General features: G+C 69.8%; 22 protein-coding genes and 1 riboswitch. Of the genes, 11 read left to right on the plus strand and 11 right to left on the minus strand.

What is annotated here, in order from left to right; all coding sequences use genetic code 11:
- Window positions 1–11 precede the first annotated feature (11 nt).
- A riboswitch (cobalamin riboswitch) is annotated at window positions 12–216 on the minus strand.
- 39 nt (window positions 217–255) lie between these two features.
- Window positions 256–876 (plus strand): cob(I)yrinic acid a,c-diamide adenosyltransferase, encoded by a 621-nt coding sequence (cobO, locus tag AC0QTQ_RS16855; RefSeq protein WP_480257524.1) that lies wholly within the window; start codon window positions 256–258, stop codon window positions 874–876.
- A gap of 265 nt (window positions 877–1,141) precedes the next feature.
- On the plus strand, window positions 1,142–2,587 hold the full coding sequence (locus AC0QTQ_RS16860; protein WP_480257525.1) for a cobyric acid synthase: 1,446 nt from the start codon (window positions 1,142–1,144) through the stop codon (window positions 2,585–2,587).
- On the opposite strand, the gene cobD is transcribed toward AC0QTQ_RS16860, so the two are convergent.
- Genes cobD through AC0QTQ_RS16880 form a run of 4 tightly spaced genes read right to left on the minus strand, consistent with a single transcriptional unit; the run spans window position 2,584 to window position 5,844 of the window.
- Entirely contained in the window at window positions 2,584–3,543 is a 960-nt protein-coding gene (gene cobD / locus AC0QTQ_RS16865; protein ID WP_480257526.1) for a threonine-phosphate decarboxylase CobD, read from the minus strand. The genes AC0QTQ_RS16860 and cobD overlap by 4 nt on opposite strands.
- On the minus strand, window positions 3,543–4,481 hold the full coding sequence (gene cbiB, locus AC0QTQ_RS16870) for an adenosylcobinamide-phosphate synthase CbiB (protein WP_480257527.1): 939 nt from the start codon (window positions 4,479–4,481) through the stop codon (window positions 3,543–3,545). Before cbiB ends, cobD begins: the two co-directional genes overlap by 1 nt.
- Window positions 4,478–5,272 (minus strand): propanediol utilization protein, encoded by a 795-nt coding sequence (locus AC0QTQ_RS16875; protein WP_480257528.1) that lies wholly within the window; start codon window positions 5,270–5,272, stop codon window positions 4,478–4,480. The genes cbiB and AC0QTQ_RS16875 overlap by 4 nt, the downstream gene beginning before the upstream one ends.
- Entirely contained in the window at window positions 5,269–5,844 is a 576-nt protein-coding gene (locus AC0QTQ_RS16880) for a histidine phosphatase family protein (RefSeq protein ID WP_480257529.1), read from the minus strand. The genes AC0QTQ_RS16875 and AC0QTQ_RS16880 overlap by 4 nt, the downstream gene beginning before the upstream one ends.
- A gap of 66 nt (window positions 5,845–5,910) precedes the next feature.
- Between AC0QTQ_RS16880 and cobU the strand changes: the two genes are divergently transcribed.
- From cobU to cobS, 3 genes are read left to right on the plus strand one after another with little or no spacing between them, the layout of a single operon-like run.
- Complete coding sequence (gene cobU / locus AC0QTQ_RS16885; protein ID WP_113899923.1) at window positions 5,911–6,414, plus strand: bifunctional adenosylcobinamide kinase/adenosylcobinamide-phosphate guanylyltransferase; 504 nt, start codon at window positions 5,911–5,913, stop codon at window positions 6,412–6,414.
- Window positions 6,411–7,418 (plus strand): nicotinate-nucleotide--dimethylbenzimidazole phosphoribosyltransferase, encoded by a 1,008-nt coding sequence (gene cobT, locus AC0QTQ_RS16890; RefSeq protein WP_480257530.1) that lies wholly within the window; start codon window positions 6,411–6,413, stop codon window positions 7,416–7,418. Before cobU ends, cobT begins: the two co-directional genes overlap by 4 nt.
- Window positions 7,415–8,161, plus strand: coding sequence for an adenosylcobinamide-GDP ribazoletransferase (cobS, locus tag AC0QTQ_RS16895; protein WP_480257531.1), 747 nt, complete (start codon window positions 7,415–7,417; stop codon window positions 8,159–8,161). The genes cobT and cobS overlap by 4 nt, the downstream gene beginning before the upstream one ends.
- Here cobS and AC0QTQ_RS16900 read toward each other — a convergent pair.
- The 6 genes from AC0QTQ_RS16900 to AC0QTQ_RS16925 all read right to left on the minus strand — a co-directional run bounded on the left by AC0QTQ_RS16900 (window position 8,149) and on the right by AC0QTQ_RS16925 (window position 12,844).
- Entirely contained in the window at window positions 8,149–8,607 is a 459-nt protein-coding gene (locus tag AC0QTQ_RS16900) for an Lrp/AsnC family transcriptional regulator (RefSeq protein WP_480257532.1), read from the minus strand. The genes cobS and AC0QTQ_RS16900 overlap by 13 nt on opposite strands.
- A gap of 10 nt (window positions 8,608–8,617) precedes the next feature.
- A complete protein-coding gene (locus AC0QTQ_RS16905) occupies window positions 8,618–9,337 on the minus strand; it encodes a sulfate/molybdate ABC transporter ATP-binding protein (protein WP_480257533.1) in 720 nt (239 codons plus the stop codon).
- Window positions 9,338–9,349: 12 nt separating this feature from the next.
- The gene (cysW, locus tag AC0QTQ_RS16910) at window positions 9,350–10,234 is read right to left on the minus strand and encodes a sulfate ABC transporter permease subunit CysW (protein WP_480257534.1); all 885 of its coding nucleotides are present in this window, start codon (window positions 10,232–10,234) and stop codon (window positions 9,350–9,352) included.
- Window positions 10,227–11,057, minus strand: coding sequence for a sulfate ABC transporter permease subunit CysT (cysT, locus tag AC0QTQ_RS16915; RefSeq protein WP_480257535.1), 831 nt, complete (start codon window positions 11,055–11,057; stop codon window positions 10,227–10,229). Before cysT ends, cysW begins: the two co-directional genes overlap by 8 nt.
- Before the next feature lie 7 nt (window positions 11,058–11,064).
- On the minus strand, window positions 11,065–12,192 hold the full coding sequence (locus AC0QTQ_RS16920) for a sulfate ABC transporter substrate-binding protein (RefSeq protein ID WP_480257536.1): 1,128 nt from the start codon (window positions 12,190–12,192) through the stop codon (window positions 11,065–11,067).
- 187 nt (window positions 12,193–12,379) lie between these two features.
- The gene (locus AC0QTQ_RS16925) at window positions 12,380–12,844 is read right to left on the minus strand and encodes an RrF2 family transcriptional regulator (protein ID WP_480257537.1); all 465 of its coding nucleotides are present in this window, start codon (window positions 12,842–12,844) and stop codon (window positions 12,380–12,382) included.
- A gap of 198 nt (window positions 12,845–13,042) precedes the next feature.
- On the opposite strand from AC0QTQ_RS16925, the gene AC0QTQ_RS16930 reads away from it, so the two are divergent.
- Window positions 13,043–13,315 (plus strand): hypothetical protein, encoded by a 273-nt coding sequence (locus tag AC0QTQ_RS16930; RefSeq protein ID WP_480257538.1) that lies wholly within the window; start codon window positions 13,043–13,045, stop codon window positions 13,313–13,315.
- A gap of 9 nt (window positions 13,316–13,324) precedes the next feature.
- The gene (locus AC0QTQ_RS16935) at window positions 13,325–13,771 is read left to right on the plus strand and encodes a hypothetical protein (RefSeq protein WP_480257539.1); all 447 of its coding nucleotides are present in this window, start codon (window positions 13,325–13,327) and stop codon (window positions 13,769–13,771) included.
- Here AC0QTQ_RS16935 and AC0QTQ_RS16940 read toward each other — a convergent pair.
- Complete coding sequence (locus AC0QTQ_RS16940; protein ID WP_480257540.1) at window positions 13,743–14,828, minus strand: AI-2E family transporter; 1,086 nt, start codon at window positions 14,826–14,828, stop codon at window positions 13,743–13,745. The genes AC0QTQ_RS16935 and AC0QTQ_RS16940 overlap by 29 nt on opposite strands.
- Window positions 14,829–15,115: 287 nt before the next feature.
- On the opposite strand from AC0QTQ_RS16940, the gene AC0QTQ_RS16945 reads away from it, so the two are divergent.
- From AC0QTQ_RS16945 to AC0QTQ_RS16960, 4 genes are all read left to right on the plus strand, one after another.
- A complete protein-coding gene (locus tag AC0QTQ_RS16945; RefSeq protein ID WP_480257541.1) occupies window positions 15,116–16,138 on the plus strand; it encodes an HlyD family secretion protein in 1,023 nt (340 codons plus the stop codon).
- A gap of 7 nt (window positions 16,139–16,145) precedes the next feature.
- On the plus strand, window positions 16,146–18,854 hold the full coding sequence (gene rbbA / locus AC0QTQ_RS16950; RefSeq protein ID WP_480257542.1) for a ribosome-associated ATPase/putative transporter RbbA: 2,709 nt from the start codon (window positions 16,146–16,148) through the stop codon (window positions 18,852–18,854).
- A 4-nt stretch (window positions 18,855–18,858) separates the two neighbouring features.
- Entirely contained in the window at window positions 18,859–19,983 is a 1,125-nt protein-coding gene (locus AC0QTQ_RS16955; protein WP_480257543.1) for an ABC transporter permease, read from the plus strand.
- Window positions 19,984–20,116: 133 nt separating this feature from the next.
- A complete protein-coding gene (locus AC0QTQ_RS16960) occupies window positions 20,117–22,966 on the plus strand; it encodes a sensor histidine kinase (RefSeq protein WP_480257544.1) in 2,850 nt (949 codons plus the stop codon).
- The last annotated feature ends 52 nt before the right edge of the window (window positions 22,967–23,018 follow it).

The raw sequence follows: 23,018 nt of genomic DNA on the forward strand, positions 1-23,018 counted from the left end.
ACCCCGTCCGCCCGTAATCGTCAGCGCTGGCAGGTCTCCCGGCTTGCGGATCCAGGGTTTCCCCAACGGGCGCCCACCTTCCCGGCCAAAGGCCAGTGGCTTGGGCGACCTTTCCGGTCACGGTCGCGGGGGCGGCTGCGCTTGAGGCCCGGCAAGGCCCTATCGCATTCCCTCTTCGCCTGTCGTAGGACAGGAACCAACGCGCGGCCACCAGAGGCCCGGGCGCGCGATTTGTCAAGCCGAAGGAGAGCCGCGATGACGCCCGAGACCGAAGCCGACGCCGCCCGCCACGCCGCGAAGATGGCCAGGAAGAAGGCCGCGCGCGACCGGATGATGGCGACGAAGACCGGCGAGAAGGGGCTGATCATCGTCCATACCGGGCCGGGCAAGGGCAAGAGTTCGTCGGGCTTCGGGATGATCCTGCGCGCCATTGCGCATGAGATGCCCTGCGCCGTGGTGCAGTTCATCAAAGGCAGCTGGGACACCGGCGAGCGGCGCCTGATCACCACCCATTTCGGCGATCTGTGCCGCTTCGTCGCCTCGGGCGAGGGCTTCACCTGGGAGACCCAGGACCGCGAGCGCGACATCGCCGCCGCCCGCGCCGGCTGGGAGAAGGCCAAGGAGCTGATCCGCGACCCCGAGATCCGCATGGTGCTGCTCGACGAGATCAACATCGCGCTGCGCTATGGCTATCTCGACCTCGACGAGGTCCTGGCCTTCCTACGCGACGAGAAGCCCGAGATGACCCATGTCATCCTGACCGGCCGCAACGCCGCCGAGGCACTGATCGAGGCGGCCGATCTGGTGACCGAGATGACGCTGGTCAAGCACCCGTTCCGCGCCGGCATCAAGGCCCAGCCCGGCGTCGAGTTCTGAGCCCGGACCGGGGGCCAGCCCCCGGACCCCCGAGGTATTTCGACCAAGAAGAAAAGGAAATCTCAACCTTGCCCTGCAAGAATCGATCTGCGGTACAGGGAGAGGTCCCGATGACCGCCCAGGAAGAAAGCGTCGCGCCTCCCCCGCCCCGGCGGCCCGAGGCGCGACGCCGTCTTGGAAACCCCGTCCTGTCATTCTTCTTGGCCCCAAATACCTCCGCCGGAGGCTCCCGCACTCTCGGCCGCGCGACGGCGGGAGTCCGGGGATGACGGCGTTGATGATCCAGGGCACGGGCTCGAACGTCGGCAAGTCGATGCTGGTGGCCGGGCTGTGCCGGGCGGCGCGGCGGCGTGGGCTGAGCGTCGCGCCCTTCAAGCCACAGAACATGTCGAACAACGCGGCCGTCACCGCGGACGGCGGCGAGATCGGCCGGGCGCAGGCGCTTCAGGCGCGGGCGGCGGGGCTTCTGCCCGTCACCGACATGAACCCGGTGCTGCTGAAGCCCGAGAGCGAGACCGGGGCGCAGGTGATCGTTCAGGGGCGGCGGCGCGCCGTCACCGGGGCGCGCGACTATGCCACCTTCCGCGCCGGGCTGATGGGGGCGGTGCTCGACAGCTTCGGCCGGCTCTCGGCGGCGCATGACCTTGTCCTCGTCGAGGGCGCGGGCAGCCCGGCCGAGGTGAACCTGCGCGCGAACGACATCGCCAACATGGGCTTTGCGCGCGCCGCCGGGGTGCCGGTGGTGCTCGCCGGCGACATCGACCGCGGCGGGGTGATCGCGCAGATCGTCGGCACGCAGGCGGTGCTGGACCCGGCCGACGCGGCGTTGGTGCGCGGCTTTGTGGTGAACAAGTTCCGCGGCGACCCTCAGCTCTTCGACGACGGCTATCGCTTCATCGAGACGCGCACCGGCTGGCCCGGTTTCGGCGTTCTGCCCTGGTTCTCCGCGGCGCATCGCCTGCCCGCCGAGGATGCACTCGACCTGGCCTCGGGCCCGGCCTCGGGCGGAGTGAAGATCGCCTGCCTCACCTTCTCGCGGATCGCGAATTTCGACGATCTCGACCCGCTTGCGGCCGAGCCGGAGGTCGAGCTGGTGATGGTGCGCGCGGGCGAGCCGATCCCGGGCGATGCGCGGCTGGTGATCCTGCCCGGCACGAAATCGACGCGCGGGGATCTCGCCTTCCTGCGCGCGCAGGGCTGGGACACCGACCTCGCCGCCCATCTGCGCCGCGGCGGCGCTGTTCTGGGCATCTGCGGCGGGTATCAGATGCTGGGCCGCGTGATCGCCGATCCCGAGGGGATCGAGGGGCCCGCGGGCGAAAGCCCCGGGCTGGGCCTTCTCGACGTGACCACGGTGATGACGCCAGAGAAGCGGTTGAGCCGGGTCTCGGCGCGTCATGCGGGCACCGGGCTGGCGGTCGAGGGCTATGAAATCCACATCGGCCGCACCGAAGGGCCGGACCGCGCCCGCCCCTTCGCCGATATTGCCGGCGCGGCGGAGGGCGCGATCTCGGCCGACGGGCGGGTGAGCGGCAGCTATCTGCACGGGCTCTTTGCCGCCGACGACTTCCGCGCGGCCTTCCTCGGCGGGCTGGGCATTGCCGCCTCGGGGCGCGGGCACGAGGCCGGGGTCGAGGCGGCGCTCGAGGCGCTCGCCGATCACGTCGAGGCACATCTCGACGTGGGCGGGCTTTTCGCCCTCGCGCGCTAGCGGGCGAGGGCTGCGCTCAGGCGGCCCCATTCCGCCGCGCCGCCCGGCAGGCCAAGGCGCAGCCAGGTGGGTGACCAGGGGAAGATCCGCGACCAGATCCGTTCGCGGGCAAGGCCCTCCTGCGCCGCCGGTGCATCGGGGGTGGCATAGGTGCGAAACAGCGCCGTGCCGCCGACGAGCGACCAGCCCGCGCCCTGCGCCAGCGCATCGAGGCGGAGGGCCTCGGCCTCGAGCCGGGCGATGGTCGCCGCGCGCCAGGGCGCATCGGCAAGCGCGATCCGGCCGATCTCGAGCGCGGGGCCCGAGACCGGCCAGGGCCCGGCCGCGGCCTCGAGCGCGGCGATCGTCGTGGCATCGGCGAAGACGAAGCCGAGGCGCACCCCGGCAAGGCCCCAGAACTTGCCGAAGGAGCGCAGCACCGTCAGCCCATCGGTGCCCGCATGGGCGGCAACCGACAGCCCCGGCACCGGGTCGGCAAAGCTTTCGTCGACCACCAGCCGACCGACGGCGCCCGACAGCGCCAGCAGATCGGCGGGTGCGTGGGTCTGGCCGTCGGGGTTGTTCGGGTTGACGACCACGGCCAGATCGGCACCGGCGAGGTCCGTCAGCCGCGCCACCTCCTCGACCTGCCAGCCGGCGGCGCGCAGCTGCGCGGCATGCTCGTTATAGGTCGGCGCCAGCACCCGGGCGCGGCCGGGCGGGCCAAGGCGCGGCAACATCTGGATTGCCGCCTGCGCGCCGGCCAGCGCCACCCCGGGAGCAGCCGTGCCGAAGGCCGCCTGCGCGGCGGCAAGCAGCGCGGCCTTCGCCGGCGCCGTGGGCAGCGCCGTCCAGACCTCGGGCGGCAGCGGCGGCAGCGGATAGGGCTCGCGGTTGATGCCGGTCGAGAGGTCGATCCAGTCGGTGCCGCCAAAGCGCGCCCGCGCCGCATCCAGATTGCCACCGTGATCGCGCATCAGATCCCCCAGACTGCCGCCGCCGCGAGGAGAAGCCCGAGCCCCGCCATCGCCCGGCGGTAAAGCGCAAGGCCGCGGGCAAGGTCAAGCGGCGCCGGATCGGGGGCGGTGCTGTTCAGCCAGGGCTCGGCCGCGACGGTGGTGCCATAGATCCGCGGTCCGGACAGCCGCACGCCAAGCGCCCCGGCAAGCGCCGCCTCAGGCCAGCCGGCATTGGGCGAGCGATGCGCGCGGGCGTCGCGCGCCATCACCGCAAGCGCGCGGCCCGGCATGCGCGAGACCAAAGCGAAGATGACCCCGGTCAGCCGCGCCGGGATCAGGTTCGCGACATCGTCGATGCGCGCCGCGGCCCAGCCGAAGGCCTCGTGCCGCGCGGTGCGGTGGCCGATCATCGAATCGAGCGTGTTGATCGCCTTGTAGGCGGCGATCCCCGGCAGCCCCGCCACCACGCCCCAGAACAGCGGCGCGGTGATCCCGTCCGAGCTGTTCTCGGCCAGGCTTTCAAGGGCCGCGCGGGCGACGCCCGCCTCGTCGAGCGCCGCGGGATCGCGGCCGACGATCATCGACACCGCCCGCCGCGCGGCGCCGAGGTCACCGGCGACCAGCGGCCGGGCGACCGCGGCGACATGGTCGTGCATCGAGCGGATCGCGACCAGCGGCCAGGCCAGCACGCCGCCGATCACGATGCCGAGCGGCCCCGCCGGCAGCAGCGCCTGTGCGACCGCCCCCGCCCCCGCCGCAAGGGCGATGGTGAAGAGTGCCGCAAGGACACCACGGGCGCGACGTGCCGTGCCCTCGATATTCAGCCCCCGGTCAAGCGTCGCGATCAGCGCGCCAAGCCAGGTGACAGGGTGCCCGATGCGGCGAAACAGCGCGTCGGGCCAGCCGAACGCCAGGTCGATCGCGCAGGCGACCAGCATCATCGCGGCAAAACTCATCTCTCTCCTCCGGTGAAGCGGCGGATGCCGGTAAGGCCCGCGGCGCGCAGCACCGCCCCTGCGCCCGCGGGCAGGGTGCCCGGCACGAAGAGGAAGGCACGGGCGGCGCCGGTATGGGCGATCGCGTATCCGGCGGCGCCAAGGGCGCGGGCGATCTCGGCCGAGGGATCGCCCACGGGCCCGCGCAGCGCAAGGGTGCGGCGCGCGCTTTCGCTGGCGAGTGCCGCCAGGGTGGGCAGATCGCCGCCCCGGGCCCAGAGCCGGGCGAGGTCGGCGATGTCGGGGAAGCCCGCGTCACGCGGCTCGGTCCGGCGCGGCGGGCCCCAGAAACCGCCGATTGCATGGAACCGCGGCAGCGCCGGCAGGTGCGCCACCGTCCGCCCCTCGCGCGAGGCCCACAGACGCCGCGCGGGAGACGCGAACATCAGCGGGTCCGAGGCGCCCTCGGCCGCGACGCAGGCGCGGGCGAGCCCCTCGGGCGGGCCCTGCCAGCCCGCAAGCCGGGCGAGCGCCACCAGCGCAGCCGTCGAAACCCCGGTGCCCATGCCGGGCGGCGCGAGCGGGCGCAGCGCCACACGGCCGGGCAGCGGCAGGCCAAGCCGGGCGAGCAGCGCGCGCGCCTGCCCCGGCGGCGGTCCGCCGTGCAGCATCAGCCCCCGCCCGCCGCTGGCCTGCGCCACGACGCCGAGCGACGGACAGGGCAGCGTGATCAGCGCCACCGGCCCGTCGGGGCCAAGCCGGCCCTGCAGGAACTCGCCGAAATGGCCCGGGACGTGCAGGCTTCCCCTCATCCGCAAACCCGGTTCACGCCGGCCACCGACCAGCCGCCGCCGGGCAGCGCCAGCAGCCGGGTGAGCGACAGCGGCGCCACCTGAAAGGCCAGCGCGCCGGGCACCGATCCGGTGGCGAGCGCCAGCGCCGCGCGCACGATGCCCGCATGGGCGACGACGGCCACCCGCCCCTCGCCCGCCGCCAGCGCCGCAATCGCCGGGGTGGCGCGGGCACACAGATCGGCAAAACTTTCGCCGCGCGGCGGGCGGTGCGCGGCAAGTTCAGACGCAGAGAGCGTGCCGATGTCGGGCAGATCGGCGAAGGGCAGGCCTTCCCAATCGCCGAAATCCTGCTCCCACAGCCGCGGGTCGGTCTCGGGCGCCACGTCCGGCCAGAGTGCCGCCGCGGTCTGCCGGCAGCGCAGTGCGGGCGAGGCGACGACGCGCAGCGCCCCCAGCTCGGCGCGCAGCGCGGCAAGCGTGCCCACGTCGGGCAGATCGGCCGGCACATCGCGGCGGCCGGCCAGACAGCCGCCATGGCGCGCGGGCGCATGACGGATGAAGACCAGCTCGCGCATCCCCTCGGCGAACATCTCGCATTTCTCCTTTCGCGGCTGCGCCGTTTCTGCTTTGAAGCCGGGCGGGGGACAAGAGAAACCATGAGCCAGACCATCCTGATCACCGGCGGCGTGCGTTCGGGCAAGAGCGCGATCGCCGAGGGCCGCACCCTCGGCTTCGGCACGCCGGCCGTCTACATCGCCACCGCGCAGGCCTTCGACGGCGAGATGGAAACCCGGATCGCGGCGCATCAGGCCCGGCGCGGCGCCGAGTGGCGGACGGTGCAGGAGCCGCTCGACCTCGTCGGCGCGCTGGCCGCGACCGATGGCGCGCCGCGGCTGGTCGATTGCCTGACGCTGTGGCTGACGAACCAGATGCTCGGCGGGCACGACTGGCAGGCGGCGGGGCGCGATCTGTGCGCGGCACTTGCCCGGCAGACCTCGCCGGTGGTTCTGGTGACGAACGAGGTCGGTCTGGGCATCGTGCCCGAGAACCGGCTTGCCCGCGAGTTCCGCGATGCCGCGGGGCTTCTCAACCAATGGGTCGCGGCCGTGGCGGATGAGGTGATCTTCGCCGTGGCCGGCCTGCCGATGAAGGTGAAATGATGACATTCCAATCGCTTGCCGAAATCGCCGCACTGGCGGACACGCTGCCGGCCGTGGACGAGGGCGCGCGCGCTGCGGCGCTGGCGCGGCAGAACAGCCTGACCAAGCCGCCGGGGTCGCTGGGTCGGCTCGAGGATCTGGCGATCTTCATGGCGGGCTGGCGCGGCACCGACCGGCCGCGCATCGCCAAGGCGCAGGCGGTGATCTTTGCCGGCAACCACGGCATCTGCGCGCAGGGGGTGAACCCCTATCCGCAGGACGTGACGAAGCAGATGGTGGCGAATTTCGAGGCCGGCGGCGCCTCGATCAACCAGCTGTGCCGGGTCAATGGGGCCGAGCTGAGCGTCGTCGCGCTCGATCTCGATCATCCCACCGCCGATTTCACCCAGGGCCCGGCGATGACCGAGGCCGAGACGCTTGATGCGATGAACCGCGGCGCGGCGGCGGTCGATCCCACGGCCGATGTGCTGATCCTCGGCGAGATGGGCATCGGCAATTCGACGATCGCGGCGGCGCTCGCCTCGGCGCTCTTCGGCGCGACGCCGGCCGACTGGGTCGGGCCCGGCACCGGCTCGGACGATGCGGGGATCAGGCGCAAGATCGCGGCGATCGAGGCGGGGCTGCGGCTCCATGGCGGCAAGGACGCGATGACGACGCTCGCGCGCCTTGGCGGGCGCGAGCAGGCGGCGATCTGCGGCGCGGTGCTGGCGGCGCGGGCGGCACGGATTCCGGTGATTCTCGACGGCTTCATCTGCACCGCCGCGGCGGCGACGCTTTATGCCGCCGACCCGCGGTTACTTGACCATTGCCTCGTCGGCCATGCCTCGGCCGAGCCCGGGCACCGGCGGCTGCTGGCCGCGATCGGCAAGACGGCGGTGGTCGAGTTCGACATGCGCCTTGGCGAGGGCTCGGGCGCAGCGCTTGCGCTTGGCATCCTGCGTGCCGCGCTCGAATGCCACAACGGCATGGCGACCTTCGGCGAGGCGGGGGTCAGCGAGGCATGATCCGCGCCCGCGTCGCCGAGGCACAGCTGGCGCTGATGCTGCTGACGCGGCTGCCGGCCGGGCGGCTGCCCGAGCCCGCGCCGGCGATCGGCACGGCGGCCTGGGCCTTTCCGCTGGCGGGGCTCGCCGTCGGGCTGGTCGCGGCGGCGGTGCTGGCCATGGCCGGCGCGCTTGGCCTGCCGCCGATGCTGGCGGCGGGGCTGGCGCTTGCGTCGATGGTCGTGACCACCGGCGGGCTGCACGAGGACGGGCTCGCCGATGTCGCCGATGGCTTCTGGGGCGGGCGCGAGCGGGCGCGACGGCTCGAGATCATGCGCGACAGCCGGATCGGCTCCTATGGCACGCTCGCGCTGATCCTGTCGCTCGGCCTGCGCTGGCAGGCGCTGGCGGCGCTGACCGCGGCGGGGCACGGTGCCGCGGCGCTGATCGTCACGGCCGGTGCCGCGCGCGTCGCGCCCGTGGTGCTGATGGCGGCGCTGCCGCCCGCGCGCGCCGATGGCATGGGCCATCTGGCCCGCGGCGTGCCGGGCGAGGCGGTGGGGACGGCGCTGCTGATCGGGCTGGCCATCCTGGCGCTGGTCCCGGGCACCGCGCTGGCCCTGCTGGCCGCGGCGCTGGCCACGCTCGGCGTCGGCCTGCTTGCCCGCGCGAAGATCGGCGGGCAGAGCGGCGACGTTCTGGGCGCCGGCGAGCAGATGGCCGAGATCGCGCTTCTTCTGGCGCTGGTCGCTCAGCTCGGCTGAGGCGGCAGGCTCGGCCGGCTCAGCAGCCGCTCCATCACGAAGCGCGAGGTGACGGCGCGCATCGGCACGGCCTCGGTCAGGCGCCGGTAGAGCGCGTCATAGCTTGCCATGTCGGCGGTGACGACGCGCAGCAGGTAATCGGCCGCGCCGCCAAGGCGCAGCACCTCCATCACCTCGGGGATCGGCTCGAGCGCCGCCAGAAAGGCTGCGCGCCACGCCGGCGTGTGGTCGAGCGCGGTCACCTCGACATAGACGGTGAGCCCGAGGCCGAGCGCCTCGGGCGCCACCCGGATCGTGCGGCCGGCGATGACGCCGGCCTCCTCGAGCTTGTGCACCCGCCGCCAGCACGGGCTTTGCGACAGGCCGACGCGGTCGGCAAGCTCGGCGATCGGCAGGGCGGCGTTGATCTGCAACTCGCGCAGGATGCGGCGGTCGATCGCGTCCATCTGCCCCTCCTCAGGCGGTCAGGAACTCGCGCACGAAGGCCGAGGCGGGACGCGCGCGCAGATCGGCCGGGCGGCCCACCTGCTCGATCCGGCCCATCGACATCACCACCACGAGGTCGGCGAGCTCCATCGCCTCTTCCTGATCGTGGGTGACGAAGATCGTGGTCAGCCCGGTGGTGTCATGGATCTCGCGCAGGCCGTGGCGCAGTTCCTTGCGGACCTTGGCGTCAAGCGCCCCGAAGGGCTCGTCCAGCAGCAGCATCCGCGGCTCGATCGCCAGCGCGCGCGCCAGGGCCACGCGCTGCCGCTGCCCGCCCGACAGCTGCGCCGGATAGCGCCCGCCGATCTCGGGCAGACGGATCAGATCGAGGAGTTTCGTCACCCGCCGCGCGATCTCCTCCTTCTCCGGGCGCAGCGCGCGCGGCCGCGCCTTCAGCCCGTAGGCGATGTTCTCGAACACCGTCATGTGGCGGAAGAGCGCGTAGTTCTGGAACACGAAGCCCGCGCGGCGCTCCTGGATCGTCATCCCCGTCGCGTCCTGCCCGTCGAAGAGCACGCGGCCGGATTCGGGAAACTCGAGCCCGCCGAGGATGCGCAGCAGCGTCGTCTTGCCCGAGCCCGAGGGGCCGAGCAGCGCCACCAGCGCCCCCGAGGGGATCGACAGCGACACCGGCTGCAGCGCGGCGGTGCGGCCGAAGGTCTTGGCGATCTCGTCGATCTCGATATGCATGGCAGGCTCCTTTCAGGCGCGGCGGTTGGCCGACAGCGCATCGGCATGACGCCATTCGAGCGCGGTCTTGAGGGCGAGGGTGAAGAGCGCCAGCACGGCGAGCAGCCCTGCAAGCGAGAAGGCGGCGACGGTGAGATACTCGTTGTAGAGCATCTCGATCGCGATCGGGATCGTGGCGGTGACGCCGCGGATCTTGCCCGACACGACGGCGACGGCGCCGAACTCGCCCATGGCGCGGGCGGTGGCGAGCAGCACGCCATACATCAGCGCCCAGCGGATATTGGGCAGCGTCACGGTGAAGAACATCCGCCAGCCCGAGGCGCCGAGGCTGAGCGCGGCCTCTTCCTCGGTGCGGCCCTGCTCGACCATCACCGGCAGGATCTCGCGCGCGACGAAGGGGAAGGTGACGAAGACGGTGGCCAGCACGATCCCCGGCAGGGCGAAGACGACGGGCATCCCCTGCCCCACCAGCCAGCCGCCCAGCGTGGTATTCGCGCCGAAGAGCAGCACGAGGCAGAGCCCCGCCACCACCGGCGAGACCGAGAACGGCAGGTCTATGAGGGTGATGAGCACCGCCTTGCCGGGAAAGTCGAAGCGCGCGATCGCCCAGCCGGCAGCCAGGCCGAAGACGGCGGTCAGCGGCACCGACAGCGCCGTGACCAGCAGCGTCAGCCGGATCGCGGCCTGTGCCTCGGGCTCGGCCAGCGCGGTCAGGGCGGCGCCCGCGCCCTGCGACAGCGCCTCGCCGAAGACGGTGACGAGGGGGGCGAAGAGCAGCACCGCCAGCAGCGCGAGCACAAGGCCGATCAGGGCACGGCGCAGGAACGCCGGCTCCTCGGTCGCGGCACGGAAACGGCGCGCCGGGCGGGGCGGGGCAAGATGGGCGGCATCAGACATGACCGATCCTCCGGCGGCTCCAGACCTGGACCGCGTTGATGAGCAGAAGCATGGCGAAGGAGATGCCGAGCATGGCGATGCCGATCGCGGCGGCGCCGTCGACGTCGAATTCCTCGAGCCGGATGACGATCAGCAGCGGCGCGATCTCGGTCTTCATCGGCAGGTTGCCGGCGATGAAGATGACCGAGCCGTATTCGCCCACCCCCCGCGCCAGCGCGAGGGCAAAGCCGGTGAGTGCCGCCGGCATCAGCACCGGCGCCACCACCCGGCGCAGCGTCGTCAGCCGCGAGGCGCCGAGCGTCGCCGAGGCCTCCTCGACCTCGCGGTCGACCTCGGCGATCACCGGCTGCACGGTGCGCACGACGAAGGGCAGACCGACGAAGACCAGCGCCACCAGAATGCCCGGGGGCGCATAGGCGATGCGCAGCCCGGCCTCGGCCGCGATCTGGCCGAAGACGCCGTTCGGCGCGTAAAGGGCGGTGAGCGCGATGCCCGCGACCGCCGTCGGCAGGGCGAAGGGCAGGTCGATCGCGGCGTCGATCAGGCGCCGGCCGGGGAAGCGGTAGCGCACCAGCACCCAGGCCACGAGCACGCCGAAGACGAGGTTGAAGGCCGCGGCGATCAGCGCCGAGCGGAAGGAGAGCAGGAGCGCAGAGCGCACCCGCTCGCCCGAGATCGCCGCCGTGAGATCGGACAGTCCCATCCCCGCGCCGCGCACGAGCAGCGCGCCGATGGGCAGAAGCACGATCAGGCTCAGCAGGCTGAGCACCAGCCCCGCGCTGAGCGCGAAGCCGGGCATCGGGGATTTCGCGACGATGCGCATGACGGCCTCACTTCGCGGAATAGATCTGGTCGAAGGTGCCGCCGTCGCCGAAGTGCTCGGGCTGCGCCTTGGCCCAGCCGCCAAAGTCCTCGATCGTCACCAGATGCAGCGGGGCGAAGCGGGCGGCATCCTCGGGCGCGGCCTTCGAGCTGTCCCAGGCGCGGTAGAAGTGCTTGAGCGCGAGCGCCTGCGCCTCGGGGCTGTAGAGGTGCTCGAGATAGGCATTGGCCAGGTCGCGCTGCGCATCGGTCTTGATGTTGGCGTCGACCACCGCGACCGGCGGCTCGGCCAGGATCGAGACCGAGGGCACGACGATGTCGAAGGCATCCTCGCCAAGCTGCTTCTCGGCCAGCCAGGCCTCGTTCTCCCAGGCCAGCAGCACATCGCCGATGCCGCGCTGCGCGAAGGTCGTGGTCGCGCCGCGCGCGCCGGTATCAAGCACCGGGACATGGCGGAAGAGATCGCCGACGAAGGTCTTCGGGTCCTGCCCGTTCTTCTCGGCCCAGGCCCAGGCGGCCAGGTAGTTCCAGCGCGCCCCGCCCGAGGTCTTCGGATTCGGGGTGATGACCTCGACGCCGTCCTTCACCAGGTCGCCCCAGTCGTGGATGCCCTTCGGATTGCCCTCGCGCACCAGGAAGACGATGGTCGAGGTATAGGGGGAGGAGTTATGCGGCAGACGCCCCTGCCAGTCGGCCGGCAGCTTGCCCGCGGCGGCGATCTTGTCGATGTCGGAGGCGAGCGCGAGGGTCACGACCTGCGCATCGAGCCCGTCGATCACCGCCCGCGCCTGCGCGCCCGAGCCGCCGTGCGAGACTTCGACCTTCGCCGCCTCGTGCCCCTGGGCAACCCACCAGTCGGAGAACAGCTTGTCGTAATCGCGGTAGAACTCGCGGGTCGGATCGTAGCTGACGTTGAGCAGCGTCTCGGCCGCCTGCGTCGGATGGGGCGCGGCGGCAAGGGCCGCGAGCGCCAGCGCCAGCGCGGTGATGGTCGTGCGCGCCGCCCGCACCAGGTTCACCGGAAAGCCGGTGAGGGTCTCGCGGCCGGTGGTGATGGTGACGCGCCCGTCGGGATGCGCCTCCACGAGCTGGCCCTGAGCGCTGAGACGGCCGGCGAACTGGATCGTCCTGAACATGCTTCCCTCCTGTCGTGCTGGGCTTCTGGCCCATTCACGCTTATCACGACAGAGATTGTCGTTATTTGCAACGGAAAAATCTCGTCTTATTTCATCGAGATTTTGGAAATTTATTCCCCGGCGCAAAAAGACAGGCCCGGACTGCAAGGGCAGCCCGGGCGCAATGGTCTTTCAGCGGCTTGGCGGATCAGCCCGGCGGCAGCGGCTGTGCCAGGATCTTCTGCGCCATCGGCGTGGCGTGCAGCATGTCCTCGAGCGTGAGCGATTCGATCAGCACGAGATAGGACCAGTAGAGTTCGGCGAAGACGCGCCGGATCCGGCAGCTTTCCTCGTCGGAACAGTCGTCGCAGCGCTGGTAGGCCTTGCGCGAGAGGCAGGGCAAGGGCGCGATCGGCCCGTCGATCATCCGCAACAGATCGGAAATCGGCACCTGAGCCGGCTCCTTGATCAGCGCATAGCCGCCCGAACGGCCGCGGGTCGAGGCGATGTAGCCGCCGTTGCGCAGCTCGAGCAGGATGTGTTCGAGGAAGCGCTTCGGCGCGCCCGAGCGCGTCGCGATCTCCTCGATGCGCAGGGCCTTGCCCTCGGCGGCCTTCTCGTCGCCCAGCACCATCAGCGCCTTCAGCGCATATTTCATCTTCTGCGTGATCATGCGCCTTGATAGCCCAGCCCCGCTGGCCCCGCAACAAAATCGACCGATCGGGTCGGGTTTTCACGCCCCGCGGGAACAGACCCGGCCCGGCTCGCGTTCGGCCTGCGGGGCGGGCCGAAATGACGCAGGGTCTTGCCGAACGGGCATTTCCGGCGCTTGATCGGGACCGAGCCCCGGAACCGGAGAAGGGAGCAGACGATGAGCCTCAAGGACGAAATTGCCCAGCTGCGTGCGGAATTTGACGCCCATGTCGCCACGCAGGCGGCCACGGCCCGCAAGGCGGCCGAGACGGTGCGCGACACCGCCGGCGAGATCGGCGACAGCGCGCGGATGGAGGCGCTGATGGAAACCATCGGCGACACGCTTGACGACATGTCGGGCGAGATCGAGAAATTCCCGAAGCTGACGGCCCTTGCCGCGCTTGGCGTCGGGCTGGCGCTTGGCGTGGTGATCGGGCGCCAGCTGCGCTGAGGAGGGATCATGACCGGATTCGAATCGACGAAGTTCTATGCCCGCGTCGCATTGATGCGGCGCCGGCTGTTGCTGAAGCAGATGATCCGCCGCGCGCTTGCGGGCACCCTCGCCGTGGCGGCGCTGATCGTCGCGGCGGGCTTCGCCACCCGCACACTCTATCTGGCACTGGTGCCGTCGCTGGGCGAACTTGGTGCCACCGGTGTGCTGGCGGGCGGCTACCTGATTGTCGCCATCGGGCTGCTGCTCTACGCGCTGAGCGAGCCCGGCTCGGCCGAGATGACGGCGCTGACCGAGATGGAGGAGATCGCCCGCGCCCGCGCGCTGTCGGAGACGCAAGGCACCGTCGCCGGCGTCGAGGGCCGGATCGAATCGCTTGGCAGCTCGATCTCGATCGGGCTCGGTCTGCTGGGCATGCTGCGCCGGGTCATGGCCCGGAAGAAGGCGGCGGAGTAAGCCCGCCGTCCGAGCTTCGGTCGTGCATGTAGAGCGCCCAGACCGCGACGAAGAGCGCCGCGATCAGCGGGCCGACGACGAAGCCGTTCACCCCGACGAGCGTCAGCCCGCCCACGGTCGACAGCAGCACGAGGTAATCGGGCAGCCGCGTGCCCTTGCCGACCAGCGGCGGGCGCAGCAAGTTGTCCACGAGGCTGATCACCAGCATGCCGATCAGCATCAGCGCGACGCCGCGCAGCACCTCGCCCGAAATCAGCAGGTAAAGTGCCACCGGCAACCACACGAGGCTCGCGCCCACCGCCGGCACCAGGGACAGCACCGCCATCAGCACGCCCCAGAGCAGCGCCGCGCGGATGCCGAGCGCGGCAAAGGCCAGCCCGCCGATCGAGCCCTGGATCAGCGCGATGATGATGTTGCCCTTCACCGTGGCGCGCATCACCGCCTCGAACTCCTCGATCAGCTTCTCGGTGTGGCGATCGCTGAGCGGGCTGGCGCGGCGGATCGTGGCGGAAAGCGCCGGCCCGTCGCGGAACAGGAAGAACAGCAGGTAGAGCATCACGCCGAAGCCGACGAACAGTTGTGCCGTGCCCTGGGTGATGGTGAAGGCGCGGGTGGCGATGGTCTGGCTCGCGGTCTCGAGAAAACTGGTGACACCAGACTGCACATCGCCGAAATCGCCAAGGTTCAGCGCCGAAAGCGCCCGCCGCGCCGCCGGCGGCAATGCCGCGCGCACCTGGTCGAGCAGCGCCGCCGGGTCGAGCTCGCGGCTGCTGATCGAGGTGGTGAGCGCCGAGGCCTCGCGCGCGAGCGCCCCGAGAATCACCACCCCCGGGATCACCACGATGCAGATGCAGGCCGCGACGCTGACCAGCGCCGCCAGCGACCGGCGCCCGCCGAAGCGGCGCTCGAGCCAGACCTGCAGCGGCCGGAACAGGAGCGCCAGGATCACCGCCCAGAGCACCGCGCCGTACCAGGGCAGCAGCAGCCAGATGAAGGCGACGGAGACCAGCACCACCAGCGTGAAGAAGCTGGCGCTCTGCGAGGGGGATTTCAGCATCGGGCGGGGCTCCGCAGGGATCACGACGGGGGCAACGCCCCGACCGCGGCAGCATATCGCAGCGCGCGGGCCAAGAACACGCGGATTGCCGCCACGGTTCCCGCCCCGTGCAAGGAACTTGTCAATAAATTGAAAAATATCGGATTTTGTCGCGACGGAACAGCGCGCAGAGCGCACCCCCGCGTTGACAGGGGCCGGCTTTCGCGGCAGCCTGCGCACAACCGCAATGCCGGCGTCCCGCCGGCCGGCCCCGCCTCCCCGGGGCGCGTTCCGCAAGGAGGTCGTGCATGATCCGTGCAAAACAGGTGTCGCTGGCCCGGGCCGTTCTCGTCTGCACCTGCCTCGGCGTCACCCTGCCCGGCCCGGCGCTGGCCGGCGGGTTTTTCGATGGTCTGCTGGTCAGGCTCGGGCTGCGCGAGGCCGAGACGGCGATCGCCAGCTCGAACGGCCGGATCGAGGCGCAAAGCGTCGATGTCGCACCGAAATACGCCGGCCGGATCACCGAGGTCGACGTGCACGAGGGCCAGATCGTCGAGGCGGGCGAGGTGATCGCGAAGATCGACGACCGCTCCTATCAGGCGCAGTTGCTGGCCGCCGAGGCCTCGGTGCTGCAGGCGAAGGCGGCGAAGGAGCAGGCACAGGCCGCGGTGACGCAGGCGCAAAGCGCGCTCTCGGTCGCGCAGACCACCTATGACCGCACCGTCACCCTGCATGCCGAGGGCCACGCCGCGCAAAGCGTGCTGGATGACGTGACGAACGCGCTCGAGACCGCGAAGGCGGCGCTTGCCGCGGCGCAGGCGCAGGTCTCGAATGGCGACGCGCTGATCGCAGCGGCAGAGGCCAGCGTCGAACAGGTCAAGGTGGCGATCGACGATCTGACGGTGCGCGCGCCGCTGCGCGGGCGGGTCGAATACCGGCTGCACGAACCGGGCGAGGTGATCGCCGCCGGCACGCCGGTGGCGACGCTGCTCGATCTGACCGACGTCTACATGAACCTCTATCTGCCGGCGACGGTGGTCGGCACGCTGGCCACCAACGACGAGGCGCGGATGATCCTCGACCCGATCCCGCAATATGTGGTGCCGGCGAAGATCACCTTCATCGCCCCCGAGGCGCAGTTCACGCCGAAGAGCGTCGAGACGCAGGAAGAGCGCGAGCAGCTGGTGTTCCGCGTCAAGCTGACGATCCCGAAGGAGCTGCTCGAGAAGTTCGAGCAGCAGGTGAAGGTCGGCGTGCGCGGCATCGGCTATGTCCGCACCAGCCCCGAGGCCGAGTGGCCGGCGAACCTTCAAGTCAAGCTGCCGCAATAGGCCGGTCATGGGCTTTGCCGCGGAACTCGAGGCTGTCAGCCACCGCTACGGAGCGACCGCCGCGCTTGCCGGGGTGACGCTGCGGATCCCGGCGGGCTGCATGGCCGGGCTGATCGGACCGGACGGCGTCGGCAAGTCAAGCCTGCTCGCCCTCGTCTCGGGGGTGCGCAAGCTGCAGGCGGGCAAGGTCACGGTGCTTGGTCAGGACATGGCGCAGGCCGCCGCCCGGCAGGCGACGGCGCCGCGCATCGCCTACATGCCGCAGGGCCTTGGCCGCAACCTCTACCCGACGCTGACGGTGCAGGAGAACCTCGACTTCTTCGGCCGGCTGTTCGGCCAGAAGGCCGAGGAGCGCGCCGCGCGCAGCAAGATGCTGCTCGAGGCGACGGGGCTTGCCCCCTTCCCCGACCGGCCGGCGGGCAAGTTGTCGGGCGGCATGAAGCAGAAGCTCAGCCTGTGCTGCGCGCTGATCCATGACCCGGACCTGCTGATCCTCGACGAACCGACGACCGGCGTCGACCCGCTGTCGCGCCGGCAGTTCTGGGAACTGATCGACTCCATCCGCGCCCGCATGCCCGGGATGAGCGTGATCGTCGCCACCGCCTACATGGAAGAGGCCGAGCGCTTCGACTGGCTTGCCGCGATGGACGACGGCAAGGTGATCGCGCAAGGCACGCCGGCCGAGCTGCGCGCGCAGGCCGGGGCCGACACGCTGGAAGAGGCCTTCATCCGCCTTCTGCCCGAAGAGGAGCGCGCCGGCCACAAGCCGGTCGAGCTGCGCCCGCGGGTCATCAGCGAAAACAAGGCCCCGGCGATCGAGGCGCGGCACCTGACCAAGCGTTTCGGCGCCTTCACCGCGGTCGAGGACGTGAGCTTCGAGATCCCCGAGGGCGAGATCTTCGGCTTCCTCGGCTCGAACGGCTGCGGCAAGACGACGACGATGAAGATGATGACGGGGCTCCTCGACCCGACCGAGGGCGAGACCCGGCTGTTCGGCGAGGCACTGAAGAACTCCGACATGCAGGCGCGGCTGCGCATCGGCTACATGTCGCAAAGCTTCTCGCTTTATACCGAGCTGACGGTGCGTCAGAACCTCGAGCTGCACGCGAAGCTTTATGGCGTGGCGCCCGAGCGGCGCGCGGCGCGGGTGAGCGAGGTGCTGGCCGAATTCGAGCTGGACGAGATCGCCCGCGAGATGCCCGAGAGCCTGCCGCTCGGCATCCGCCAGCGGTTGCAGCTTGCGGTGGCCACGATCCACGAGCCGCGGATCCTGATCCTCGACGAGCCGACCTCGGGCGTCGACCCGGTGGCGCGCGATGCCTTCTGGCGCAAGCTGATCTCGCTCAGCCGCGACAAGGGCGTGACGATCTTCATCTCGACCCATTTCATGAACGAGGCGGCGCGCTGCGACCGGATCTCGCTGATGCATGCGGGCAAGGTGCTGGCCGTGGGCGCGCCCGCCGAGCTGGTCGAGAGCCGCGGCGCGCAGACGCTGGAAGAGGCCTTCATCGGCTTCCTGCAGGACGCGCTTGGCCCCGAACCCGCGGCGGGCAACACCGATTTCGACGGCGCCCGCAGCCCGCGCAGCCCGCTGCGCCAGTCGTTGACGCGGCTGTGGGCCTATACCTGGCGCGAGACGCTGGAACTCGTGCGCGATCCGATCCGACTGTTCTTCGCGCTGATGGGGCCGGTGATCCTGCTGATCACCGTGGGCTATGGCATCTCCTTCGATGTCGACGACCTGTCCTTTGCCGTGCTCGATCAGGACCAGACCCCGGAAAGCCGGCGCCTGACCGAGCAGTTCAGCGCGATCCGCCAGTACGGCGAGGAGACACCGCTGACCGGCACCGGCGACATGACCGCCCGCATGGGCAAGGGCGATCTGACCGTCGCACTCGAGATCCCGAATGGCTTCGGGCGCGAACTGCATCAGGGCAAGGTGCCCGAGGTCTCGCTCTGGATCGATGGCTCGATGCCCTTCCGCGCCGAGACCGCACGCGGCTATGCCCTTGGCCTGCTGACCTATTTCTCCGAAATCTATGCGCGCGAGAACGGCAGCGCCGACAGCACGGGCGTTTCGATCGAAACGCGCTACCTGTTCAATCAGGCGTTCAAGAGCACCAATGCGATCATGCCCTCGGTGGTGATGCTGATCCTGATCATGATCCCGGCGGTGATGTCGGCGATCGGTGTCGTGCGCGAGGTCGAGACCGGCACCATCGCCAATTTCCGCTCCACCCCGATCCGCAAGATCGAGTTTCTGCTGGGCAAGCAGATCCCCTACATCGTGATCGCGACGCTCAATTTCTGGATGCTCTTCGCGCTCGGCATGGTGCTGTTCCGGCCGCCCTTCACCGGCTCGCTCGTCGCGCTGGCGGCGGTGACGCTGCTCTACGTGATCGCCACCACCGGGATCGGCCAGCTGATCTCCTCCTTCACCAAGACCCAGGTCTCGGCGGTGTTTGCCGTCGCGGTGATCACGATCATCCCGACGGTGAACTTCTCCGGGCTGATCGTGCCGATCTCCTCGCTGCAGCCGAGCGGCCATGCCCTTGGCCTCGCCTTCCCCGGCGCCTGGTATCAGACGGTGGCGATGGGCACCTTCCTGAAAGGGTTCGGCTGGGCCGATATCGGCGCCAACACCCTGGCGATCGCCGGTTTCGCCCTTCTCTACATCGTCGCGGCGGTCTTTGCGCTGCGCAAGCAGGAGGCCTGAACCGATGTGGCGAAGCCTGCTCAACACCCTGCGCCTGACCGGCAAGGAGCTTCGCGCGATCCGGCGCGACACGGTGATGCTGGTGCTGATCTTCTACGTCTTCACCGTGGCCACCTACATGGTGGCCGACGCGATCTCGACCGAGATCAACGATCTCGCCGTTGCCGTGGTCGACGAGGACCAGAGCACATTGTCGCACCGGCTCACCGATGCGATCCAGCCGCCGCTGTTCAAGCATCCGGTGAGCCTGACCCCGGCGCAGGCGGAACAGGCGCTGAAATATGGCGATTACATCCTCGTCGTCTCCGTTCCGCCGAAGTTCGAAAGCGACCTGCTGTCCGGCCACGCGGCGACGCTCTCGATCGACGTGGATGCGACCGCTGTGGCCCATGCCGGCAATGGCGCCGCCTTCATGCAGGAGCTGCTGGCGGGCGAACTCACGTCCTTCTTCACCCCGAACGGCTCGACCGCCTCGCTTGTCGATGTGGTGTTCCGCAACCGCTTCAACCCGAACCTGACCTCGAAATGGTTCACCTCGGTGATGCAGCTGATGAACTCGGTCACCATCCTGACGCTGATCCTCGCCGGCGCCTCGCTGATCCGCGAGCGCGAGCATGGCACGATCGAGCATGTCCTGGTGATGCCGGTGCGCCCGCATGAGATCGTCTTCTCAAAGATCCTCGCGAATGGCGCCGTGATTCTCGGGGCCTCCGTCTTCAGCCTGCTGGTGGTCATCCAGTGGCTGATCGGGGTGCCACTGGCGCAAGGCGTGCTGCCGCTCTTCATCGCGGGCACCGCGATCTATGTCATCGCCGTCGCCTCGATCGGGCTGCTGCTGTCGACCTTCACCCACACGATGGGGCAGTTCGGGCTGCTGATCATCCCGGTCATCATCGTGATGATCCTGCTTTCGGGCGGCATGACACCGATGGAATCCATGCCCGAGTGGCTGCGCCTGCTGATGCAGCTGATCAGCCCGGCGCCGCATTTCGTGGCCTTCACCCAGTCGGTTCTCTACCGCGGTGCGGGGCTTGGTCTGGTCGCGCCGGAGATGGCGGCGATGGCGCTGATGGCCGCGGTGGCGCTGGCCGTCGCGCTTGCCCGCTTCCGCCGGGTGCTGGCGAATTGATCCCTTCCATCAATCTGTTGCAGGAAGGACAGAACTCGCGCATAGCGTGTAGTCCGCTCTGGCGCCGCCGGAATAATTGTGTGACAGTCGCGCGATAGTGTCGGCGACGGCGAGCGCGAAAAAGAAAAGAATGATGCCCGACAAGAACCGCATCAGACGGATCAACCTGATGATCGAGCTGGCGACTTATGTCGCCATCATGCTCGCGTTCGTGTCGCTGTCCTACAACCTCGAACGATTCTCGCGGCTTGCGGCGCAAGATCAGCAGATGTCGGGGCTTTATGCCGCGCAGACCAAGCTCACCGAGCGCATCCACGAGGCGGTGAACCGCAAGGAACTCTTCGCCCGGGGAATCGCCGCGGCGGTGGCGCTGCGGCCCGACATCTCTGAGCAGGAGTTCGCGCGGCTCTCGTCCGGCATCCGGCTCGAGGACCCGTCCGTCGTCAACATGGCGCTGGTGCGCGACAAGCGCATCACCCATGTCTATCCGGAAGACGAGAACGAGGGCCTGATCGGCACCGACCTGCGCAACGTGCCGCGGCAAAGCGCCGTGCTCGATCGCGTCGGCCGCACCGGAAAATCGGCGCTCGACGGCCCGATCACGCTGCTGCAGGGCACGCAGGGCTTCATCCTGCGCGAACCGGTCTTCCTCCTGGGCGACGACGGCGACGCGGGGCAGCTCTGGGCCATCGCCTCGATCGTCTTCGACAAGGACAAGTTCCTGCGCGAGCTCGGTCTCGACGAGTTCACCGCTGAATACCAGATGACCATCCGCGCCCACAACATGCTGGGCGACGAGCGCACGATCTATGGCGACAACGCGATCTTCGCCCGTGGACCGGCCATCCAGCAGTTGCGCCTGCCCTCCTCGATCTGGACCATCGCCCTGCTGCCCGTGGCCGGCTGGGACGCGACCCCCGCGCAGACCGAACGCAACCGGCTGCTGACCGGGATCGCGATGATCGTCACCCTCGCCATGGCCTGGTACCTGAACCGGCTGCGCGCCGCGAACTGGCAAAGCGCGGCGCAGCTGCGCGCTGCGGTGAACGTGCTGCAGTCGGGCTTCGTGCTGTACGACCGCAACGACCGGCTGCAGATCTGCAACGAGCGCTACCGGGAAATCCACGGCCCCGCCGGCGGCGCCATCGTCAAGGGAGCGACCTTCGAAAGCATCCTGCGCGAGGGGCTTCGTCATGGCATCTTCCCCGATGCCATCGGGCACGAGGAGGCCTGGCTTGCCAAGCACCTCGCCCGCGGCGATCACAAGGCCAGCCGTTTCGAGCTCGAGCTCAGCAACGGCCACTGGCTGCAGATCCTCGAGCAGGAAACCCCGACCGGTGGCCGCGTCGCGGTGCTGAACGACATCACCGAACTGCTGCACAGCCGCCAGCGCGCGCAGCTGGCCGAACAGCGCCTGTTCGACGCCATCGACGCGCTGCCGGTGGGCTTCTGGCTGTTCGACGCCGAGGACCGGCTGATCATGTTCAACCGCGTCTCGGGCAACATGCTGCCCGGCATGCAGCGCGCGCTGAAGGAAGGCCGCAAGCTTGCCGAACTGGTCGACCGGCGCGCCGCGATCTCGAAGGAAATGCTGATCGGTGGCCGGCCGGTCACCGACCCGCAGGAGGTGCTCGACAACCTGCACGCCGAGACCTCGGAACTCGAGGTCTGCTATGACGGCGACCTGTGGTTCCGCTACTTCACCCGCCGCACCTCGGAAAACGGGCTGGTGATGTTCCGCATCGAGCTGACCGACCTGCGCCGCCACCAGCGCCAGATCGAGACCTCGAACGCCGAGCTGCGCGCCGCGCTGGCCGAACGCGACGCCGCCGAAAGCCGCTTCCGCGATGTCGCCGACATCAGCACCGAATGGTTCTGGGAGCAGGACGAGAACCTGCACTTCACCTATCTCTCGGAGGGTTTCCGCCGGGCGATGGGGCGTGACCCCGCCGATTTCATCGGCCGCGCCCGGATCGAGTTCCTGGTCGAGCGCGACGGCAGCCCCGAGGCCGAGAGCCTGGTCGCCCTGCGCGAGACGATGGAGCGGCACGAACCCTTCAAGGACGTGGTCTACAGCTATCGTTTCCACCCCGACCGCGAGTCCTGGATCCGCACCAGCGGCAAGCCGGTCTTCGCCAAGGACGGCAGCTTCCGCGGCTACATCGGCACCGCCGCCGATGTGACGCAGTTCTATGCCGCGCTGCGCCAGGCCGAGCAGGCCGACGAAGCCAAGACCCAGTTCCTGAACATCATCAGCCACGAGCTGCGCACGCCGCTGACCGTCGTCACCGGCTTCAACAGCTTCATCTACAACTCGGACCGCCTGCCCTCCTACGTGACGCTGCACAAGCTGCTCGAGGCACAGGACAACCCTTCGCTGCGGCGGCTGTTCGACGCCTATCGCACCGACATCCGTTCGTTCTCCGACCGGATCCGCAGCGCCGGGGTGCAGCTGCAGACGCTGATCGACGACATGCTCGACCTTGCGCGGATCGAGGCGAACACCATCCGCATCGAGACCACGCGCGTCGACAGCCTGCGGGTGACGCAATCGGTGGTCGACCAGATGCAGTCGATGGCCGCCGAGAAGCATCTCGAGCTGCGCTGCGAGATGACCGACCTGCCGGTTGCCGCCGACGAGACGCGGCTGCGCCAGATCCTGACCAACCTGCTCGGCAACGCGCTGAAGTTCACCGATCACGGCTCGATCACCGTGCGCAACGAACGGCAGGGCGACATGGTGGTGTTCCGCGTCGAGGATACCGGCATCGGCATCGCCGCGGACAAGCTCACGGTGATCTTCGACCGTTTCGCGCAGGTGACCGAGGGCACCGGCACCACCCGCCGCAACCAGGGCGTCGGCCTCGGCCTGGCGATCTGCAAGGACCTGGTGCGGCTGCAGGGCGGCTGGATCCGCGCCGAGAGCCGGATCGGACGGGGCAGCACGCTGGTCTTCGCGCTGCCGGCCTGGAAGGACGCCTGAGCCCCTCCCCGCCTCCCCTCGCGGCAATCGCGTCGAAAAAGCGGCGCAGCGC

The organism is Paenirhodobacter sp. YD-8, from assembly GCF_056590935.1.

Excerpts from the sequence above, each read along its gene's own strand:
- cobO (WP_480257524.1), top strand. The coding sequence starts at position 256 with ATGACGCCCGAGACCGAAGCCGACGCCGCCCGCCACGCCGCGAAGATG.
- AC0QTQ_RS16860 (WP_480257525.1), top strand. The coding sequence starts at position 1,142 with ATGACGGCGTTGATGATCCAGGGCACGGGCTCGAACGTCGGCAAGTCG.
- cobD (WP_480257526.1), bottom strand. The coding sequence starts at position 3,543 with ATGCGCGATCACGGTGGCAATCTGGATGCGGCGCGGGCGCGCTTTGGC.
- cbiB (WP_480257527.1), bottom strand. The coding sequence starts at position 4,481 with ATGAGTTTTGCCGCGATGATGCTGGTCGCCTGCGCGATCGACCTGGCG.
- AC0QTQ_RS16875 (WP_480257528.1), bottom strand. The coding sequence starts at position 5,272 with ATGAGGGGAAGCCTGCACGTCCCGGGCCATTTCGGCGAGTTCCTGCAG.
- AC0QTQ_RS16880 (WP_480257529.1), bottom strand. The coding sequence starts at position 5,844 with ATGTTCGCCGAGGGGATGCGCGAGCTGGTCTTCATCCGTCATGCGCCC.
- cobU (WP_113899923.1), top strand. The coding sequence starts at position 5,911 with ATGAGCCAGACCATCCTGATCACCGGCGGCGTGCGTTCGGGCAAGAGC.
- cobT (WP_480257530.1), top strand. The coding sequence starts at position 6,411 with ATGATGACATTCCAATCGCTTGCCGAAATCGCCGCACTGGCGGACACG.
- cobS (WP_480257531.1), top strand. The coding sequence starts at position 7,415 with ATGATCCGCGCCCGCGTCGCCGAGGCACAGCTGGCGCTGATGCTGCTG.
- AC0QTQ_RS16900 (WP_480257532.1), bottom strand. The coding sequence starts at position 8,607 with ATGGACGCGATCGACCGCCGCATCCTGCGCGAGTTGCAGATCAACGCC.
- AC0QTQ_RS16905 (WP_480257533.1), bottom strand. The coding sequence starts at position 9,337 with ATGCATATCGAGATCGACGAGATCGCCAAGACCTTCGGCCGCACCGCC.
- cysW (WP_480257534.1), bottom strand. The coding sequence starts at position 10,234 with ATGTCTGATGCCGCCCATCTTGCCCCGCCCCGCCCGGCGCGCCGTTTC.
- cysT (WP_480257535.1), bottom strand. The coding sequence starts at position 11,057 with ATGCGCATCGTCGCGAAATCCCCGATGCCCGGCTTCGCGCTCAGCGCG.
- AC0QTQ_RS16920 (WP_480257536.1), bottom strand. The coding sequence starts at position 12,192 with ATGTTCAGGACGATCCAGTTCGCCGGCCGTCTCAGCGCTCAGGGCCAG.
- AC0QTQ_RS16925 (WP_480257537.1), bottom strand. The coding sequence starts at position 12,844 with ATGATCACGCAGAAGATGAAATATGCGCTGAAGGCGCTGATGGTGCTG.
- AC0QTQ_RS16930 (WP_480257538.1), top strand. The coding sequence starts at position 13,043 with ATGAGCCTCAAGGACGAAATTGCCCAGCTGCGTGCGGAATTTGACGCC.
- AC0QTQ_RS16935 (WP_480257539.1), top strand. The coding sequence starts at position 13,325 with ATGACCGGATTCGAATCGACGAAGTTCTATGCCCGCGTCGCATTGATG.
- AC0QTQ_RS16940 (WP_480257540.1), bottom strand. The coding sequence starts at position 14,828 with ATGCTGAAATCCCCCTCGCAGAGCGCCAGCTTCTTCACGCTGGTGGTG.
- AC0QTQ_RS16945 (WP_480257541.1), top strand. The coding sequence starts at position 15,116 with ATGATCCGTGCAAAACAGGTGTCGCTGGCCCGGGCCGTTCTCGTCTGC.
- rbbA (WP_480257542.1), top strand. The coding sequence starts at position 16,146 with ATGGGCTTTGCCGCGGAACTCGAGGCTGTCAGCCACCGCTACGGAGCG.
- AC0QTQ_RS16955 (WP_480257543.1), top strand. The coding sequence starts at position 18,859 with ATGTGGCGAAGCCTGCTCAACACCCTGCGCCTGACCGGCAAGGAGCTT.
- AC0QTQ_RS16960 (WP_480257544.1), top strand. The coding sequence starts at position 20,117 with ATGCCCGACAAGAACCGCATCAGACGGATCAACCTGATGATCGAGCTG.